The following is a 15654-nucleotide window of genomic DNA, read 5'->3' as shown; positions in this document are numbered from 1 at the left end:
TTACTCCTTATTAAATTACTTTTAATATATATTCACTCATTTGAGCTTTTAATCTATCAATTGAGAAGCTAACCTCAACACCTAAATCATCAAGCTCAATTTTGATACCATTGAACTCATTTTTGACAGTTTCTAATTCAACTTTTACATTAAATTTCTTAGAAAATTTATCTTCTAATTCGCTTTTTTGAGCAGGGCTTAAATCTATATTTCCAGATATTATTCCCTTAAATTTAGCATCTCTTAGAGCTTTTTGATACTCTAATTCTTTTGAGATTTCTGGAATTAGATGTAACCTACCTCTATGGCTTAGAAGCATTAAAAAGTTGGCTAATTTCTCATTTTTACCATCATCAACTAAGGATAATAAAAACTCAACCTTAGATTTTGCATCAATCATTGGAGAGTCAATGATAAAGTTAAATTTAGATATGCTAAACGCAGAAGCTAACTTACTAAACTCATCGCTAACTTTATCAATTTCATTAGCATTAAAAGCTAAGATCAGTGCTTTTACATATTTTTTGGCTACTATTTCTCTCATTAGCTCACCTTTTTCATAATAAGATTGATAAGCTCATTTTGATCTATCTTCATAGCATCGCTTTCAAATAATTCATCTAAAACTTCACTAACTGCAGCTCTTACAAGCTTTCTCTCTTCAAATTCTTTTTGTTCTTCATAGCTTTTTTCTAAAATGGCAATCTCATTTTGAGTATCTTTTTCTATCTTAGCTAACATAATTTCTATCTCTTTTTTGATAGCATCAGCTAAGTCGCTTGCCATTACTTTAGCATTTTCTACTCTTTTAGCAGCCTCTTCTTTTTTAGCATTTGATGCTTTTAATTTTTCTTGAATAGCATTTAATCTATTTGCAATAGAGTTAATTCTGCCATTATATGCAGCTTTAATAGGTTTAGCTATTAAATAGTAAAGAATAGAAAAGAATATAACAAAGTTAATAACTCTAGGAACAATATCATACTCACCACTTCCATTGCCAGCACCAAAAGCAAATATCGGAGCTACTAACAATAGAATAAACTTAATATTCATTAAAATCTCCTATATCTTTGATAAAGAACCAGCAAGGGTACTTTTTAATTCTGGAAGTTTAGCGGCTAAATTTGATTTTAACTCAGCTTTTCTATCAGCAAGTCCAGCCATAAAACTGTTATAATCAGCTTCTAAGCTCTCTTTTTTAATAGCAACTCTAGTAGCAGCTTTTTCTTTAGCCTCATTTAAAGCAGTATGCTTTTTAGCCTGCGCTTCAGCTCTAGCGTCATTTAGAATTCTTTCTATCTCAGCTTCATAACTTCCAACATCATTAGCATTTTTGCTAACGCTCTCTTCATCATTTTTGATAGATCTATTTCTATCATCAATGAAACCAAGCAAAGGCTTGTAGAGAATGGAATTTAGCACAAAGATAAGCCCTAAAAAGATCACTAGCGTAATCAGCAACAAAGGCGGATCTATATGTAGCATCGGTTCTCCTTATGTAATTTCATTAAACTAATTGGATATTTTACAATATTAAAAAATAAATTCTACTGAATTTTTTGAATTATTTTTATTATATTATCTATTTTTTTACTATCGTTTAAATTTAATGTGAGTTTTTGGCCACTTATTTTGCATTTTATACCTAAATTCTCTATCAAATCTTTAAGCAAATTTAAATTCTCTATATTATCCAAATTAACTTTTGATTTTTTACTCTCTTTATTGGTTTTTAGACGTTTTACTAAATTTTCAGTATCTCTAACGCTTAACTTTTGCCCGATTATGGTATCAGCTACAAGCTTTTGGTTATCGCTATTTAGTCCTACCATTATCTTAGCATGTCCTTGAGTGATTTTACCCTCATCTATTAAAGTTTTGATATACTCATCAAGGCCTAAGAGTCTAAGAGTATTTGTTATTTGCACTCTGCTCTTTTTTACTATTGAAGCAAGAGCTTCTTGAGTGATTTTATACTCATTGATTAGCTCTTGATATGAGTTAGCTAGCTCAATTGGGCTTAAATTTTCCCTTTGAATATTCTCAATTAGTGCTAACTCTCTTAAATTTTTATCACCTATATTAGCTACAATTGCTTTAATCTTGCTAAATCCAAGCAGTTTGCTAGCTCTTAAGCGTCTCTCTCCAGCAATTAGTGTAAAATCATCACCCTTTTTAATAACAATAATTGGCTGAATTAAACCATGACGCTCAATACTTTGGCTAAGCTCTTTTAAAGCCTCATCGCTGAAATTTTTTCTAGGCTGAAATGGATTGGGCTTAATCCTATCAATCTCGATCTGAGCTACTAATTCTTTATTTAACTCTTTATTATATGCTTGCTCTACATCACCTAAGATGGAGTCTAATCCTCTACCAAGTGCCATACTTACCCCATTATTGAGTGAGCTAAATTTTGATATGCTTGTGAGCCACTTGATTTAATATCATATAAAATTACTGGCTTACCAAAGCTTGGACTCTCGGCTAATTTTACATTTCTAGGAATTATGACAAACCCATCTTCGCAGTTTTCAGCCTTAAATAGCTTATTACTAAAGTGTTTTTTCAAGTCAGCTACCGTCTCTTTAGAGAGATTATTTTGTGCGCTATACATCGTAGGCAAAAAGCCTTTTATAGTTAATTTTGGATTTATAGTCTCTTTTATCACCTTTACGGTATTAAAAATTTGAGCTAGACCCTCCATAGCATAAAACTCACACTGAATTGGTATTATAACGCTATCGCTTGCAGTAAGTGCATTAATAGTCAAAATCCCAAGAGTTGGTGGGCTATCAATAATAATATAATCATAGTTATCACGAATTGAAGAGAGCTTATTTTTTAAAATAATTTTATAATCTCTATTTTGCTCGCTAAATTCTTGCTCGATACCTACAAGCCCAATATTTGATGGAGCAATATCAAGCATTTTTAACTCTGTTTTTAATATTATATCGTTTATATTTTTTCTACCTGTTAAGACATGATAGATATTAAATTCATAATCACTTCTTTTAAATCCTAGACCAGTTGTCGCATTGGCCTGTGGATCGATATCAAGTAGCAAAACTCTCTTTTCAGCCACAGCCAAAGATGCTGCTAAATTTACAGCTGTAGTAGTTTTGCCTACGCCACCTTTTTGATTGGCAATGGTTATAACCTCACTCATCTTGCTGAATACACCCTTTTATTATTTATTATTATTGAACCATCATTTTGTAGTATGGCACCATTTAGGCTCACTTGTTCATCATCTATATGGACGCAAAAATTCTTTGATAACTCAAATTCTATCAGATATTTGCTAAAAATTTGCTTCCATTGAGGCTTAAGATTTAAATTTTTAAAGTATAAATCCACTATCAAATCCCTATTAAGCTCTATATCTAGGCAATCTGCGTAGTGTGGAGAATTTTTTAAATTCATTCCAATACCACATATATATACGCCTTTGCTTTTAGTTGTGATTATGCCTGCTATTTTACGGTTGCCTAAATATATATCATTTGGCCACTTCAACCAAAGCTTTGAACCCATATCTCTAAGCGTTAGCACCAAAATAAAAGCAAAATATATACTAGCTGATGCTGGTTCAAGATCTTTTGGCAAATCATTTTCATTTAAAGCAAAACTTAGATATAAGTTACCTTTTGGACTTTGCCAGCTATTTGCTCTACTTCCTATCCCATTACTTTGATAATCAGCTATTAAAGCGCATGGCGGAGATTTTTTAAATGATTTTATATCTTCAATTAACTTAATTTGTGTCGATTGACACTCACAAAGATACTCTATCTCCAAGACCAAGCCTTTTGCCATTTAAATAACTTTTTGCATCTACTGGTTTTTTACCAGCAGCTTGAATTTTTTTAATCAAGATACTGCCGCCATTTACACCTAAGATAAATCCATCATCACTTAAGCCTAAAATTTTTCCAACTTCACCATTTAAATCAGAAATTTCTATATCTAAAATCTTTATTCCATCTTTACTAAAAATCCCTGGCCATCCATAATATGCTAAAAATTTTGCCCAAATTTGACTAGCACTATCAACACTAAAATCAACTAATCCATCATCTTTTTTTATCTTTTTGCACTTTGAACTAAGAGCATCAAACTGCTTGATTGGATTGATATTTTCATACTCATTTAGTATCTTAATAGTCAAATTTGCCGCCATTATACTTAACTTATCAAATAATTCATACGAATTCATTCCAGTAATATCAAGAATACTAAAGGCTAAAATATCACCGCTATCAAGCCCTTCATTCATTGCCATAGCTGTAACTCCGCTTAAACTATTTTTATCTAAAATAGCCGATTGTATAGGAGATGCACCACGATATGCTGGCAAAATAGATGCATGAAGATTCACGCAAGGCGCAATATCTAAAATATCACGCGGTAGAATCTGTCCATAAGCTGCTACTATAATAATATTAGGATTTAGTGATTTAATATGCTCTTTAACTCCGCTCTCTTTTAAAGATTTTGGCTGATAAACGATATCATTAAGCCCTAAATCTATGGCTAGTTTTTTTACATCTGGCGGGGTAAGAGCTTGGCTTCTACCTACTGGTTTATCAGGCTGAGTATAGATAGCAAGAATATTAAATTTAGCCTTATAAATCTCTTCTAAAATCTTACTAGCATAGCTTGGAGTTCCCATAAAAACTATATTTTTCATCTTTTACCTTTAAAAATTGTACCACCAATTTGGTTTGAGTTTAACAAAAACTCTCTTGCTACATTAAGATCAAACCCGCTGGCTAAAAACATATCTTTACCATTTTGCATTAAAAAATCAGCTGCTAATAGCTTTGTAGTAATTCCACCTGTGCCATGCTTTGAGCCTGTTTGCGAAATTTTAGTTAATTCAGATTGTTCAATGCTATTTACTACTGGTCTTATTGTAGCAGTTTTATCTAGACTTGGATCGGCTGTATAGTAGCCATCTATATCGCTTAATATAACTAACAAATCAGCATCAAAATAATATGCTACTGCACTTGATAATCTATCATTATCCCCATAAACTATCTCGCTAATTCCTGTAGAATCATTTTCATTTATAATTGGTAGAATTTTATTTTCAAGCAAACCATTAATTACATTTTTGGCATGATTAGTAATTTTTCTAGAGTCAAAATCACCTGCTGTAAGCAAAATTTGAGCTGCCATTTTACCATATTTTGATAAGGTATTAGAGTAGATTTCCATCAAATATGGTTGCCCAAGACTAGATAAAATTTGCTTATTTATAACGCTTGTTCTTGGTAGATCAAATTTGGCTTGACCAGCGCTAATTGCTCCACTACTAACTAAAATAACTTCAAATTTATTGCTTAAATCACTTAAAAATTTACAAAGATTGTCTATTCTACTTTGACTAATTGCATTCTCATCGCTTAAAACATGTGAGCCAACTTTTATAACTATACGTTTCACTCTAGCCCTTTTTATAATTATTTAGGGCTAGAATTATATCTAAATTTATCTAAATTTATCACCTAATTTTAGGCTGTAGTATCATCTTTTAAAATCTCTAAAAGACCAAATTTAAGCTCTTTTATATTTTCTCCGCTAACGCTTGAAATTGGCATTACAAAATATGGAAGTGAAGTATCAATTTTATATCCGCTTTGTTTGGTTTCAAAGCCAAATTTAGATATAAAATTTTGGACTTTTTCATCAATATTTTCAGCCACATCTGCTCTAGTAAGAGCAATGGCAAAACTTCGTTTAGCAAGTAAAGGTGAGAATTTTTCAACCTCAGATCTTAGAGTTTCAAACTGCTCTTCAAGGCTTCTGTAGTTTGCTAAATCTATCATATATAACAAAACTTTAGTTCTTTCGATATGTTTTAAAAACTTAATTCCAAGCCCTTTGCCATCACTAGCCCCTTCTATAATACCTGGAATATCAGCCATCACAAATCCATTGAATTGATCTACTTCAACCAATCCTAGCTTTGGTGTAAGCGTGGTAAATTCATAATTTGCAATTTGTGGTTTAGCATTTGATACAGCTGAGATTAAGGTAGATTTACCAACATTTGGAAAGCCAACAAGACCGACATCGGCAATTAGCTTTAATTCAAGTCTAATATTCTTAGTCTCTCCTGGAAGTCCTGGTTGAGCTTTTGAAGGTGCTTGATTTACGCTAGTTTTAAAATGAATATTACCAAGACCGCCTTTGCCTCCAAGTAAAAATAACTCTTTTTGACCCTCAGTTGTAAGGTCTAGTAGCAACTCTCCACTATCATTATCATACACAGCAGTTCCTGGCGGTACAATTAACTCAAGATTTTCTCCCTTTTTACCAGTCATATTTCTTGGAAGTCCTGGTACGCCATTTGCAGCTTTTAAAACTCTTTTACCTTTGTAGTTTGCTAAAGTATGCGTATTATTATCAACTATAAAATATACATCACCGCCATTTCCGCCATCACCACCATCTGGCCCGCCTAGTGGAACATGCTTTTCACGGCGAAAACTAGCACATCCTGGCCCACCTTTGCCACTACTTACAGTAAAACTTACACTATCTATAAACATTTTGGATATCCTTTATCTAAAGGCTATTTAAGGAATAAATTAAAGAGAAAGCCCCGTTACGGGGCTTAAATTATGCAGCTGGATAGACAGAAACTTTTTTTCTATCTTTATCTTTTCTTTCGAATTTTACAAAGCCATCAACCAATGCAAATATAGTATGATCTTTACCAATACCTACATTATTTCCTGGGTGAGTAGCAGTACCTCTTTGGCGAATAATAATATTTCCAGCTCTTACGAACTCACCGCCAAATTTTTTAACACCTAAACGGCGACCAATACTATCACGGTTATTCTGGGTAGATCCTTGACCTTTCTTGTGTGCCATACTTTACTCCTTAGGCTTTGATACTTGTAACTTTTACGCGAGTATATTCTCTACGGAAACCGCGTTTTAATTTTGAGTCTTTTCTTCTGCGTTTTTTATAGATAATAACTTTTTTATCTTTACCTTCGCATACTACTTCTAAAACAACTTTTGCACCACTTACAAACGGCGCACCTACCTTTAAGCTGCCATCATTTACTGCTAAAACTTCAGTAATTTCGACACTTGATTTTACTTCAGCGTTAAAATGGTCTAAATTTAGGAAGTCGCCTTCGCTAACTTTATACTGTTTTCCGCCATGTTTGATAATTGCATACATCAAACTATCCTTTATAAATTTGGTAAGACCAAAAAGCATTTTTAGACTAAAAACTAAAAAATTTATGGGGCTTTTTTGGCTATTAAGGCGTGATTATACTAAATTTTTTATAAATTCTAACTAAATTTTAAGAGAATTTGAGTTTATTTAAGAGTAAAAAACCCGCCCGAAGCTGGACGGGCGTGCTATAAATTATAGCTCTGGTTTTGGAGTAGCTTCTGTACTTACTGGGAATTGTGGATAAACAATTTTTGGTTTTTCGCCAGTTAAAGCTTTTAAGAAATTAATAATACTTTTTGCTTCAGCATTGCTAATTTCTATACCTAATTGAACGCTTCCCATCTCTTTTATAGCTTCATCAAGTTTCCAAATAGCACCATTGTGGAAGTATGGAGCTGTCTCAGTGATATTTCTTAGAGTTGGAGTTTTTACCATGCCGTTTACATCGCCTTTAAAGTCGCCAAGGTTAGCAAATTTATATTTACCAGCTACTTCAAATGCTTGCATAGAACCACCAAGATTTATACCAGTGTGGCATGTAGCACAGCCTTTATCGATGAAAGTTTTTAAACCTTCTTTTTCAGCTTTGTTTAAAGCTTTTAAATCACCATTCATAAATTTATCAAATTTAGATGGAGTAAGAAGAGTTCTTTCAAAGCTAGCAATAGCATCAGCAATGTTATCAAATGTTACACCATCTTTATAGATTTTTTTGAATTCTGCTTGATACTCAGGAAGTGAGCCGATTCTTTCTACAGCTAATTTAGCTGGAGTTGCCATTTCTGGTTCAGCTTCAATTGGACCTTTGGCTTGATCTACTAAAGTCATAGCACGACCATCCCAAAACTGAGTAGTATTTAATACTGAGTTATAAACTGTTGGGCTATTTAGGTGATGTGGGTTTACTGTCCATTTGTGACCTACAGCAGCAGCAACACCATCAGTACCACCTAAACCTAGGTTATGACATGTATTACAGCTAATTACGCCACTTTTTGATAAGCGTGGTTCAAAGTAAAGTTTTTTACCTAATTCAGCTTTTGCTTCTGTAAATTTATTTGGTTTTACACCTAAATCTTTTAATACTTCTTCAACTTGTGCTTGTGTAGATGGAAGTGCTTTAAGACCAGCATCTTTAGCAGCTTTTAAAAGATCAGCATCACTAGCAGCAAATACAGATGTAGCAACTAATACAGAACTTAAAAGTAATGTACTTTTCATAACAAAACTCCTTGCAAAAATTTAATTTGTGTCAAATGATATAATAATTAAAATTAAATAGAAATAAATTTTATAATCTAGTAAATTCAATTACTTATAATTTTTTTTATTAAATATAAATTTTACTTATTTTATTTAAGAGAATTTTAATCTTTTTTTAACGATGAAATGGTTATTAAAAGCTAGTTTCATCTATACAATTACAATATTTTTGATTAATTTAATAATAAAATTTTATAATAAAATTTTTAGATGAAATTTTAAAAAATGTTACTTTAAGTAATTTAATATCGGCAATAATCATAATTAAACTATAAATTATTTTCAATTTTATTAAATTTGTTGATATTTATTTAAGATTTATCCATATAATTTTAATATTTTACATAAAGGATTATTGATGAAAAAAATAGTTATAGCCTCTTTATTAAGCTCTGGAATGCTATTTGGCTCGCTTAGTGATTCTGAAATTTTAGAGATTTTTGAAGGTAGCAGCGCTACCATAAAATACTCGATTGAATCACGCAACAATTTACCAAATACAAATTACGAAGAGATTAAAATCAAAATGAGCGATGGTAAAAACAGTGCTTATACCGTGCTATATAGCGATGGAAATTATATTTTTCCTGATATAATAGATGTCAAAAATAAAATTAGCTACCTAGCAAATTTCGAAAATGAACAAGCTAAAATTGCCCTAGAAAACGCTGCTAAATCCCTTGGCAAGCTAATCAAAACAATGCCAAAAAATAGCATAATCTCCATAGGAAATGATAAAAATAAGGAGACAAAATATCTATTTACAGATCCAGATTGTCCTTACTGCCGTCAAGATTTAGAGTTGATAGAAAATAAACTTAAAAACTCAAATTTAAAAATAATCCTATCTCCAGTCTCATCTCATGGTATTGCAGCGATCAAAAAATCTATTGCTATATTAAATGAAACCAAAAATCTAAATGACGATACAAGCAAAATTAAGATCTTAAGAAGCTACTTCTCTTCTGATGCAAAAATACCACAAAACATCAGTGATAAAAAAGTAGATGAGTATAAAGCTCAAGTAGATAAAATCTTTGATACTGGTGCCGTGCGTGGAGTCCCAGCGATATTTAATGCAAAAGATTTAGGTCTATAATGCAAAATTTAAAAGAGTATGAAATTCAAAATAACAAACTTAGCGATACTATAAAGAAGCTAAGATATGATTTACAAGAGTGTCAAAAACAGCAAGAAGATCTATGCCAACTTCAAGCCAATATCAAAAATAGGCTTGAAGAACTAGAAAAAGAGCAAAAAAATAGCCACGCTTATAAGATGCTAGGCGTTTCAAATTCAAATTTAAAAGTCAATAGCCGTTTAGTAAATGCTCAAGAGAATTTTATCTATGTAAATTTGATAAATAGAAAGAATATAACTGATAATTTCATCATCTGCCCGCAAGTTAGCCTTGGAGCTTTTATTAATTTTTTCAACGATGATGATAATGATGAAGACTCAGATAATCCTTGGTTTTATTTTGATAGATTAAGAGCAGATTTTTTATTTATTAAAAAAGAAAAAATATATACAAAAGAGCAAACAAAATCATATAATAGTGCATTTTTGCCATTTGCTATTTTAGAATTTCATGGCTCTGGGCATAAACATAGCCTAAATGATGAACTAAAAATAATGGCTTGCAATAAGGCTGGAATTAAATTTTTTCTAATAGATAGCTCAATTTATCAAGACAAGCAAGACCCAAACGAGTATTATAAAATAGATATTCAAAAGCTTAATAATTTTGTAGATAATCTTGAAAAAGAACTTCTAGATAAAGAGTAAATATGAAAAATTTAGCCATAATTACAGCACGCGGCGGATCAAAACGAATCCCTCGTAAAAATATCAAAGACTTTATGGGTAAGCCAATGATTGCTTATGCTATAGATGCGTGTATAGACTCTAAAATATTTGATGAGATTATGGTCTCAACTGATGATAATGAGATTGCTACTATAGCTAATAATTTAGGTGCTAGTGTTCCATTTATGAGATCAGCTCAAAATTCCGATGACTACGCTACTACAAATGATGTATTACAAGAGGTTCTTAAGTGCTATAAAGAGCGCGGGATACAGCCTGAAAACATCTGCTGCGTATATCCTTGTGTGCCATTTTTAAATGGGCAAATTTTGCGTGATGCGTATGATAGGTTTATATCTAGCAAAGCCGATGGATTAACTCCTGTTGTTAAATTTAGCTTTCCTATTCAAAGAGCATTTAGAATTGTAGATGGATTTTTACGCTACAATGAGCCTAAAAACGCACCAAAACGAAGTCAAGATTTAGAACCTATGTATCACGATGCTGGAATGTTTTATTTTCATAAAGCCTCTTGCTTAAATAGTGATAATGTTGTGCCATATATAATAGATGAATCCTTGGCTCAAGATATCGATACAATGGAGGATTGGAATATGGCAATGATGAAATTTAAGGTTAAAAATGAATTATAAAATCGGTCTAAAACTTTGGAGTTTAAATGAAAATTATATAGTACCTGCTATAGATCTTTTTGAGCGTGAAGTGTATGATTATATAGAGCTTTATGCTGTACCAAATAGCCTTGAAATGCTACCAAAATGGAAAACCTTAGCTAAAGAACATAAAATTAAATTTGCTATTCATGCCCCACATTTTAGTAGTGGGTTGGACTTTTCTAATCCAAATAAACTTAAGCATAATCTTATGCTTTGTGATGAAGTTAAACGATATAGCAATGAACTTGAGGCGCTTTATACTGTATTTCATCCAGGAATTGGTGGAAGTTTAAATGAGAGCATAAGACAGATGAAAATGGTTCAAAATCTTAAATTTGCTATGGAAAATAAACCATATATTGTGCCTATGAATAGTGGTGAGGCATTTTGCATAGGAGCTGATTTTAATGGTATTGCTAGAATTTTAGACGAGGTTGGTTGTGAGTTTTGTCTTGATGCTGGACATGCTCTTTGTAGTGCAAACTATCAAGGATTAAATCCTTATGAGTATATCGCTAAATTAAATGAACTAAATCCCAAAATTTATCATATAAGCGATAATGATGAAAATGCAAAGCTTGATGCACATATGCATTTTGGCGATGGAAGTATCGATCTAGCTAGAGTGCTGAAATTGCTGCGTGGCGGGGAGTTTTTAGCCATTGAGACCATCAAAGATAGCAAGGAAAATCTAGATGATTTTGCAGTAGATTGCAAGAATTTAAGGGAGCTAGCTTGATAGATTTTTTATATTTTGAAACTTTTAAATTCCTATAATAACCAAATGGCTTTTAAAATTTAGATATAGAAATCAAAATCCTAGCCACTTATAAAGTTTGCAAATTTGATACATAAATGCGATTATGGCATAATAATATATAAATTTATGGTGAAAGAAAATTAAAAATGAGCAAAATAACTGTAGCTACGACATTTAGCGGAATAGGAGCTTTTGAACAAGCTCTTAAAAAGCTTAAAATTCCACATGATATAGCTTTTGCTGGAGATATTGATAATTTTGTAAAAAGAAGCTATTTTGCCAATTACGATATTGATGAATCTCGTTGGCATAATGATATAACCAAATTTAACGCAATAAAATTTAAAAATAAAATTGATATTTTAGTTGGAGGAAGTCCTTGTCAAAGCTTTTCAATGGTAGGCAAAAGAAAAGGTTTTGAAGATACTAGAGGAACTCTTTTTTATGATTATGCTAGAGTAATAAGCGAATGCAATCCACGCGTATTTATATATGAAAATGTAAAGGGTCTTACAACGCATGATAATGGGCAAACTTGGGAGATAGTACAAAATACATTTAGAGATTTAGGATATAAAATTTACACAGAAGTTTTAAATTCTAAAGACTACGGTATCCCGCAAAATAGAGAAAGAATATTTGTAATAGGTTTTAAAGATAATATTGCATTTAATTTTCCTAAAAAAATCAAATTAAATAGCACCATGCAAGATTTTTTACAAGATTATACCGATAGTAAATATTACCTAAAAGAAAAAGGGGTTAAATTTGTCACAAGCTCAAAAAATAGATTAAAACGATATACTCAAATCAATGGCGAAATAGCACTTTGTCAAAAGGCTAACCAACAATACAATTGGCACGGTGATTTTATATTTGAAACTTCACTAGAACCAGATGAATTTCTTTTTGATGTCAGAACAGTAGAAGAAAAATATTATCTTAGTGATAAAGTAAAAAATTATGTTTTAGCCCAAGGAACAAAAAATTTTAAAACTAGTACTAAAACAGATCTCGAAATTGCACGCCCCTTACTAAATACTATGCATAAAATGCACCGTGCAGGCATTGATAACTATGTAACCCATACTGGAAGAATTAGAAAACTAACTCCTAGAGAGTGCTTAAGATTAATGGGATTTGATGACACTTTTAAAATTGTAGTTAGTGATACTCAAATGTATAAACAAGCTGGAAATTCCATAGTTGTCAATGTATTATCTGAAATTTTAAAAGAGATTTTTCACGCCTTAAAAATATAATCATTATGATATTTCATATACAATAATCGTTGTTCATCAAAAGGCAAAGCATTATACTTAGTCCCTGATTTTAAATTCAAACAATTAAAAGTATGAGTTGAGAGCCAAGGGCTAAGCAAAATTTTCTTATCCTCATTAAAAGTGATAAAGCCTTTATCAAATAGCTTATCAATTGTAGGAGTTAGCATTAATCCATTCTTTGGATCGTATTTTTCATCATCTGTACATTTCACAAAGGGCTTTATATGACTAGCAATCAATAACCTATCGTAATTAACCATAGTTATAGGGCAAAATGGACACTCTTTTAATAGAGCCGTTCTATATACATTTTGTCCGCTTCTTGCTTTTTTAGTCTCAATATTCTCATCTTGCTCTAATGATATGTTATTATATAAAAAGTCTAAATTTGCAAAAATTTTAAAATAAAAAATAATTTTATTATTACTTAAATTTTTTAACTTTAAACAAGATAGATAACTCAAATTTGGCAACGCAATTTCTCTAATAATAGAGTAATTTTCATTTCCATCGATTGAATTTAGATATATTCGAGGTGGTTTTAATTTGTTTAAATATTTTAAATTAAAATACAAAAGCTCATCTTTAGATTGGATATTATTTAATCTAATGTTCCATAAATTTGGAAGCAAATCTATATTTTGATATTTTTGACTAGGTTTTTTATATTCAACCATTGTATCATTTAAATATTGCAATAAATCAGATTTTAAAATAAAGCAATTAATAATATTATTCTCATCGGTTAGATTAAAAAATGGAATTGTCTTATTGTCAGTTACTTGACCAACATATAATTTTGACTCCCCATGTCCTAAACCTATCTTATTGCCACCTTTAATAAAGCTATCAGCTATAGTTATATTTTCCATAACATCAAGAATTTTATATTTAACACCATTAATAATCATATTTTTCCTCTTTTTTATAAATAGACAATAAAATTGCAATTATAGCAAAATAAATAAGAATAATAAATATGATTTTATTTAATAATAGTTCTCTTTTAACTATGATAATAATTCTTAAGATTATGAAATCAAAAGATATTTAATAATTTATATCAAATTTATCTCTAAATTTATGCTATTTTTATAATCTTAGTTTAAAGTAGAATTGAGTATAATTATCAAAAAGATTTGGAGAATTATATGGAATTTTTAAAAGAATATATAGATTATATTATATTTGCCACCTTAGGAGTTATGGCATTTGTGGCTTGTTGGTGTGTGATAGAAAGAGTGTTGTTCTTACGCAAAGTGGATATAAACAGCTACACTAGCCAAACCGAGCTTGATAATGCTCTAAGCTATAATCTTACAACACTATATATAATCTACTCAAACGCTCCATATGTAGGGCTTTTAGGAACTGTTATTGGTATTATGATTAGCTTTTATGATATGAGTATTTCAGCTACTATAGATGTAAAAAGCGTAGTTCTTGGTCTATCTTTAGCACTAAAAGCAACGGCTCTTGGGCTACTTGTAGCAATACCAAGCCTAATAGCTTACAACTATCTATTTCGTGCTGTAAATCTAATATCAAGCAGATATGAAAAATAGGATATAATCTTGATAAAACTGCCTAAAAACGAAGGGTTAAATATAATCCCATTTATAGATATTATGCTAGTGGTGCTTGCAATGGTATTGAGTATCTCTACATTTATTGCTAGCGGGCAGATTAAGGTTGATTTGCCAAGTGCTAGCTCAGCTCAACCACTTGAGTCTAAAGAGAAGCTCACCATAATAATCGATCAAGATGATAACTTCTATTTAAATGATACTATTATAGCAATTGATGAGCTAAATGCTAAAATTGTAACCACGCCAAAAGAGACTGTAGTAGAGTTAAAAAGCGATAAAGGTGCTAAATTTGATAGCTTTGTTAAAATCATAGATATATTAAAAACAAATAATCATGAAAACTTCTCGATCATAACGGAGAAAACACGATGACACGAGTTTTAGAATCAAGCAAAATACAGTCATTTTGCCTAACAAGTATGTTATTTATCCCTTTTATTTGGTTTGGATTAAATATTTTAAAGCCTATTGTTCCATCTATTAGTACTCAAAGCATTAGCCTAAATCAAATAATCCAAATTCCAGCACCAAAGCCAATTGAAAAAATAGAACCAATCCAAAAGCCAAAAGAAATTATAAAGCCTAAACCAACACCAAAACCAATCCCAGCAAAGCCAGTTCCAACAAAGGCAAAACCAGCAAAAACTACACCTATAAACTCTCAGCCAGCTCCAGCACAGCAAACACAACAGATAGAGAGTTTTAATATATCTAGCGCTACAAATCACCCTGTGTTAGCTGCAATAAAATCAGCTATAAATAAAAACCATATCTATCCACGCGCTGCTAAAAGATTAAAACAACAAGGAGAGGTTTTAGTAGAGTTTATTTGGACAAAAGATATGGAGTTAAAAGGGTTAAAAATACTAAAAGCTTCCAAACATAAAGCTTTAAATGATGCTGCTATAGCTACTATCACAGCTGCTGCTAAAAGCTTTCCAAAACATGATAAAACAATGCAAATTCAAATTCCTCTAGTTTATAAAATTAATTAAACTACCTTATAATACACATTAAGGTAGTTTAGAATTTATATTATATTCCGATTTTATAGCTA

Annotated in this window: 21 protein-coding genes; 8 read left to right on the top strand and 13 right to left on the bottom strand. The window is 31.1% G+C overall.

Annotated elements, in window-relative coordinates:
* Positions 1–10: 10 nt before the first annotated feature.
* The 12 genes from CVIC12175_RS01725 to CVIC12175_RS01670 form a co-directional block, all read right to left on the bottom strand.
* Entirely contained in the window at positions 11–544 is a 534-nt protein-coding gene (locus CVIC12175_RS01725; protein WP_086246880.1) for a F0F1 ATP synthase subunit delta, read from the bottom strand.
* Positions 544–1056 (bottom strand): F0F1 ATP synthase subunit B, encoded by a 513-nt coding sequence (locus CVIC12175_RS01720; RefSeq protein WP_086248654.1) that lies wholly within the window; start codon positions 1054–1056, stop codon positions 544–546. Before CVIC12175_RS01720 ends, CVIC12175_RS01725 begins: the two co-directional genes overlap by 1 nt.
* A gap of 9 nt (positions 1057–1065) precedes the next feature.
* Positions 1066–1488, bottom strand: coding sequence for a FoF1 ATP synthase subunit B' (locus CVIC12175_RS01715; protein ID WP_086256961.1), 423 nt, complete (start codon positions 1486–1488; stop codon positions 1066–1068).
* Positions 1489–1550: 62 nt separating this feature from the next.
* The gene (locus tag CVIC12175_RS01710) at positions 1551–2390 is read right to left on the bottom strand and encodes a ParB/RepB/Spo0J family partition protein (RefSeq protein WP_086256962.1); all 840 of its coding nucleotides are present in this window, start codon (positions 2388–2390) and stop codon (positions 1551–1553) included.
* 2 nt (positions 2391–2392) lie between these two features.
* A complete protein-coding gene (locus tag CVIC12175_RS01705) occupies positions 2393–3175 on the bottom strand; it encodes a ParA family protein (protein ID WP_086248657.1) in 783 nt (260 codons plus the stop codon).
* On the bottom strand, positions 3172–3825 hold the full coding sequence (locus CVIC12175_RS01700; protein WP_236861084.1) for a biotin--[acetyl-CoA-carboxylase] ligase: 654 nt from the start codon (positions 3823–3825) through the stop codon (positions 3172–3174). Before CVIC12175_RS01700 ends, CVIC12175_RS01705 begins: the two co-directional genes overlap by 4 nt.
* Positions 3785–4699, bottom strand: coding sequence for a methionyl-tRNA formyltransferase (fmt, locus tag CVIC12175_RS01695; protein ID WP_086315815.1), 915 nt, complete (start codon positions 4697–4699; stop codon positions 3785–3787). Before fmt ends, CVIC12175_RS01700 begins: the two co-directional genes overlap by 41 nt.
* Positions 4696–5460, bottom strand: a complete 765-nt coding sequence (gene proB / locus CVIC12175_RS01690) for a glutamate 5-kinase (protein ID WP_086246887.1) — start codon at positions 5458–5460, stop codon at positions 4696–4698. The genes fmt and proB overlap by 4 nt, the downstream gene beginning before the upstream one ends.
* A 68-nt stretch (positions 5461–5528) precedes the next feature.
* A complete protein-coding gene (gene obgE / locus CVIC12175_RS01685) occupies positions 5529–6569 on the bottom strand; it encodes a GTPase ObgE (RefSeq protein ID WP_086256965.1) in 1041 nt (346 codons plus the stop codon).
* Positions 6570–6639: 70 nt separating this feature from the next.
* Positions 6640–6897: a 50S ribosomal protein L27 gene (gene rpmA / locus CVIC12175_RS01680; protein WP_034961947.1), complete on the bottom strand. Its 258-nt coding sequence runs from the start codon at positions 6895–6897 to the stop codon at positions 6640–6642.
* Between the two features lie 10 nt (positions 6898–6907).
* Entirely contained in the window at positions 6908–7216 is a 309-nt protein-coding gene (gene rplU, locus CVIC12175_RS01675; protein ID WP_086246889.1) for a 50S ribosomal protein L21, read from the bottom strand.
* Positions 7217–7408: 192 nt separating this feature from the next.
* Entirely contained in the window at positions 7409–8437 is a 1029-nt protein-coding gene (locus CVIC12175_RS01670) for a cytochrome-c peroxidase (RefSeq protein ID WP_086256966.1), read from the bottom strand.
* A 400-nt stretch (positions 8438–8837) separates the two neighbouring features.
* Here CVIC12175_RS01670 and CVIC12175_RS01665 point away from each other — a divergent pair, with 400 nt between their 5' ends.
* From CVIC12175_RS01665 to CVIC12175_RS01645, 5 genes are all read left to right on the top strand, one after another.
* The gene (locus CVIC12175_RS01665) at positions 8838–9578 is read left to right on the top strand and encodes a thioredoxin domain-containing protein (protein ID WP_086256967.1); all 741 of its coding nucleotides are present in this window, start codon (positions 8838–8840) and stop codon (positions 9576–9578) included.
* Positions 9578–10267: a DUF2726 domain-containing protein gene (locus CVIC12175_RS01660; RefSeq protein ID WP_086246892.1), complete on the top strand. Its 690-nt coding sequence runs from the start codon at positions 9578–9580 to the stop codon at positions 10265–10267. Before CVIC12175_RS01665 ends, CVIC12175_RS01660 begins: the two co-directional genes overlap by 1 nt.
* A gap of 2 nt (positions 10268–10269) precedes the next feature.
* Entirely contained in the window at positions 10270–10941 is a 672-nt protein-coding gene (gene pseF / locus CVIC12175_RS01655) for a pseudaminic acid cytidylyltransferase (RefSeq protein ID WP_086256968.1), read from the top strand.
* Positions 10931–11704, top strand: coding sequence for a sugar phosphate isomerase/epimerase family protein (locus tag CVIC12175_RS01650; protein ID WP_086315814.1), 774 nt, complete (start codon positions 10931–10933; stop codon positions 11702–11704). The genes pseF and CVIC12175_RS01650 overlap by 11 nt, the downstream gene beginning before the upstream one ends.
* A 167-nt stretch (positions 11705–11871) precedes the next feature.
* Positions 11872–12987, top strand: coding sequence for a DNA cytosine methyltransferase (locus CVIC12175_RS01645; protein WP_086234191.1), 1116 nt, complete (start codon positions 11872–11874; stop codon positions 12985–12987).
* On the opposite strand, the gene CVIC12175_RS01640 is transcribed toward CVIC12175_RS01645, so the two are convergent.
* A complete protein-coding gene (locus CVIC12175_RS01640; RefSeq protein WP_086255811.1) occupies positions 12969–13919 on the bottom strand; it encodes an HNH endonuclease in 951 nt (316 codons plus the stop codon). The two genes, CVIC12175_RS01645 and CVIC12175_RS01640, sit on opposite strands and share 19 nt — an antisense overlap.
* Before the next feature lie 240 nt (positions 13920–14159).
* Between CVIC12175_RS01640 and exbB the strand changes: the two genes are divergently transcribed.
* Genes exbB through CVIC12175_RS01625 form a run of 3 tightly spaced genes read left to right on the top strand, consistent with a single transcriptional unit; the run spans position 14160 to position 15592 of the window.
* Positions 14160–14573, top strand: coding sequence for a TonB-system energizer ExbB (gene exbB, locus CVIC12175_RS01635; protein WP_086255810.1), 414 nt, complete (start codon positions 14160–14162; stop codon positions 14571–14573).
* A 9-nt stretch (positions 14574–14582) separates the two neighbouring features.
* Positions 14583–14969, top strand: coding sequence for a TonB system transport protein ExbD (gene exbD / locus CVIC12175_RS01630; protein WP_086315813.1), 387 nt, complete (start codon positions 14583–14585; stop codon positions 14967–14969).
* On the top strand, positions 14966–15592 hold the full coding sequence (locus CVIC12175_RS01625; protein ID WP_086256970.1) for an energy transducer TonB family protein: 627 nt from the start codon (positions 14966–14968) through the stop codon (positions 15590–15592). Before exbD ends, CVIC12175_RS01625 begins: the two co-directional genes overlap by 4 nt.
* The last annotated feature ends 62 nt before the right edge of the window (positions 15593–15654 follow it).

This window comes from Campylobacter vicugnae (assembly GCF_002139875.1).
In the GTDB taxonomy this organism is placed as follows: Bacteria; Campylobacterota; Campylobacteria; order Campylobacterales; family Campylobacteraceae; genus Campylobacter; species Campylobacter vicugnae.
Note: the sequence above shows the minus strand (reverse complement) of the source record. Positions and strands in the feature narration are given on the sequence as shown.

What these genes read in the sequence shown, in the direction of transcription:
- fmt (WP_086315815.1), bottom strand. Translation starts at nt 4,699, where the DNA reads ATGAAAAATATAGTTTTTATGGGAACTCCAAGCTATGCTAGTAAGATT.
- CVIC12175_RS01645 (WP_086234191.1), top strand. Translation starts at nt 11,872, where the DNA reads ATGAGCAAAATAACTGTAGCTACGACATTTAGCGGAATAGGAGCTTTT.
- CVIC12175_RS01715 (WP_086256961.1), bottom strand. Translation starts at nt 1,488, where the DNA reads ATGCTACATATAGATCCGCCTTTGTTGCTGATTACGCTAGTGATCTTT.
- CVIC12175_RS01705 (WP_086248657.1), bottom strand. Translation starts at nt 3,175, where the DNA reads ATGAGTGAGGTTATAACCATTGCCAATCAAAAAGGTGGCGTAGGCAAA.
- CVIC12175_RS01725 (WP_086246880.1), bottom strand. Translation starts at nt 544, where the DNA reads ATGAGAGAAATAGTAGCCAAAAAATATGTAAAAGCACTGATCTTAGCT.
- pseF (WP_086256968.1), top strand. Translation starts at nt 10,270, where the DNA reads ATGAAAAATTTAGCCATAATTACAGCACGCGGCGGATCAAAACGAATC.
- CVIC12175_RS01625 (WP_086256970.1), top strand. Translation starts at nt 14,966, where the DNA reads ATGACACGAGTTTTAGAATCAAGCAAAATACAGTCATTTTGCCTAACA.
- rplU (WP_086246889.1), bottom strand. Translation starts at nt 7,216, where the DNA reads ATGTATGCAATTATCAAACATGGCGGAAAACAGTATAAAGTTAGCGAA.
- obgE (WP_086256965.1), bottom strand. Translation starts at nt 6,569, where the DNA reads ATGTTTATAGATAGTGTAAGTTTTACTGTAAGTAGTGGCAAAGGTGGG.
- CVIC12175_RS01650 (WP_086315814.1), top strand. Translation starts at nt 10,931, where the DNA reads ATGAATTATAAAATCGGTCTAAAACTTTGGAGTTTAAATGAAAATTAT.
- CVIC12175_RS01710 (WP_086256962.1), bottom strand. Translation starts at nt 2,390, where the DNA reads ATGGCACTTGGTAGAGGATTAGACTCCATCTTAGGTGATGTAGAGCAA.
- CVIC12175_RS01640 (WP_086255811.1), bottom strand. Translation starts at nt 13,919, where the DNA reads ATGATTATTAATGGTGTTAAATATAAAATTCTTGATGTTATGGAAAAT.
- CVIC12175_RS01720 (WP_086248654.1), bottom strand. Translation starts at nt 1,056, where the DNA reads ATGAATATTAAGTTTATTCTATTGTTAGTAGCTCCGATATTTGCTTTT.
- CVIC12175_RS01660 (WP_086246892.1), top strand. Translation starts at nt 9,578, where the DNA reads ATGCAAAATTTAAAAGAGTATGAAATTCAAAATAACAAACTTAGCGAT.
- CVIC12175_RS01665 (WP_086256967.1), top strand. Translation starts at nt 8,838, where the DNA reads ATGAAAAAAATAGTTATAGCCTCTTTATTAAGCTCTGGAATGCTATTT.
- rpmA (WP_034961947.1), bottom strand. Translation starts at nt 6,897, where the DNA reads ATGGCACACAAGAAAGGTCAAGGATCTACCCAGAATAACCGTGATAGT.
- exbB (WP_086255810.1), top strand. Translation starts at nt 14,160, where the DNA reads ATGGAATTTTTAAAAGAATATATAGATTATATTATATTTGCCACCTTA.
- CVIC12175_RS01670 (WP_086256966.1), bottom strand. Translation starts at nt 8,437, where the DNA reads ATGAAAAGTACATTACTTTTAAGTTCTGTATTAGTTGCTACATCTGTA.
- CVIC12175_RS01700 (WP_236861084.1), bottom strand. Translation starts at nt 3,825, where the DNA reads ATGGCAAAAGGCTTGGTCTTGGAGATAGAGTATCTTTGTGAGTGTCAA.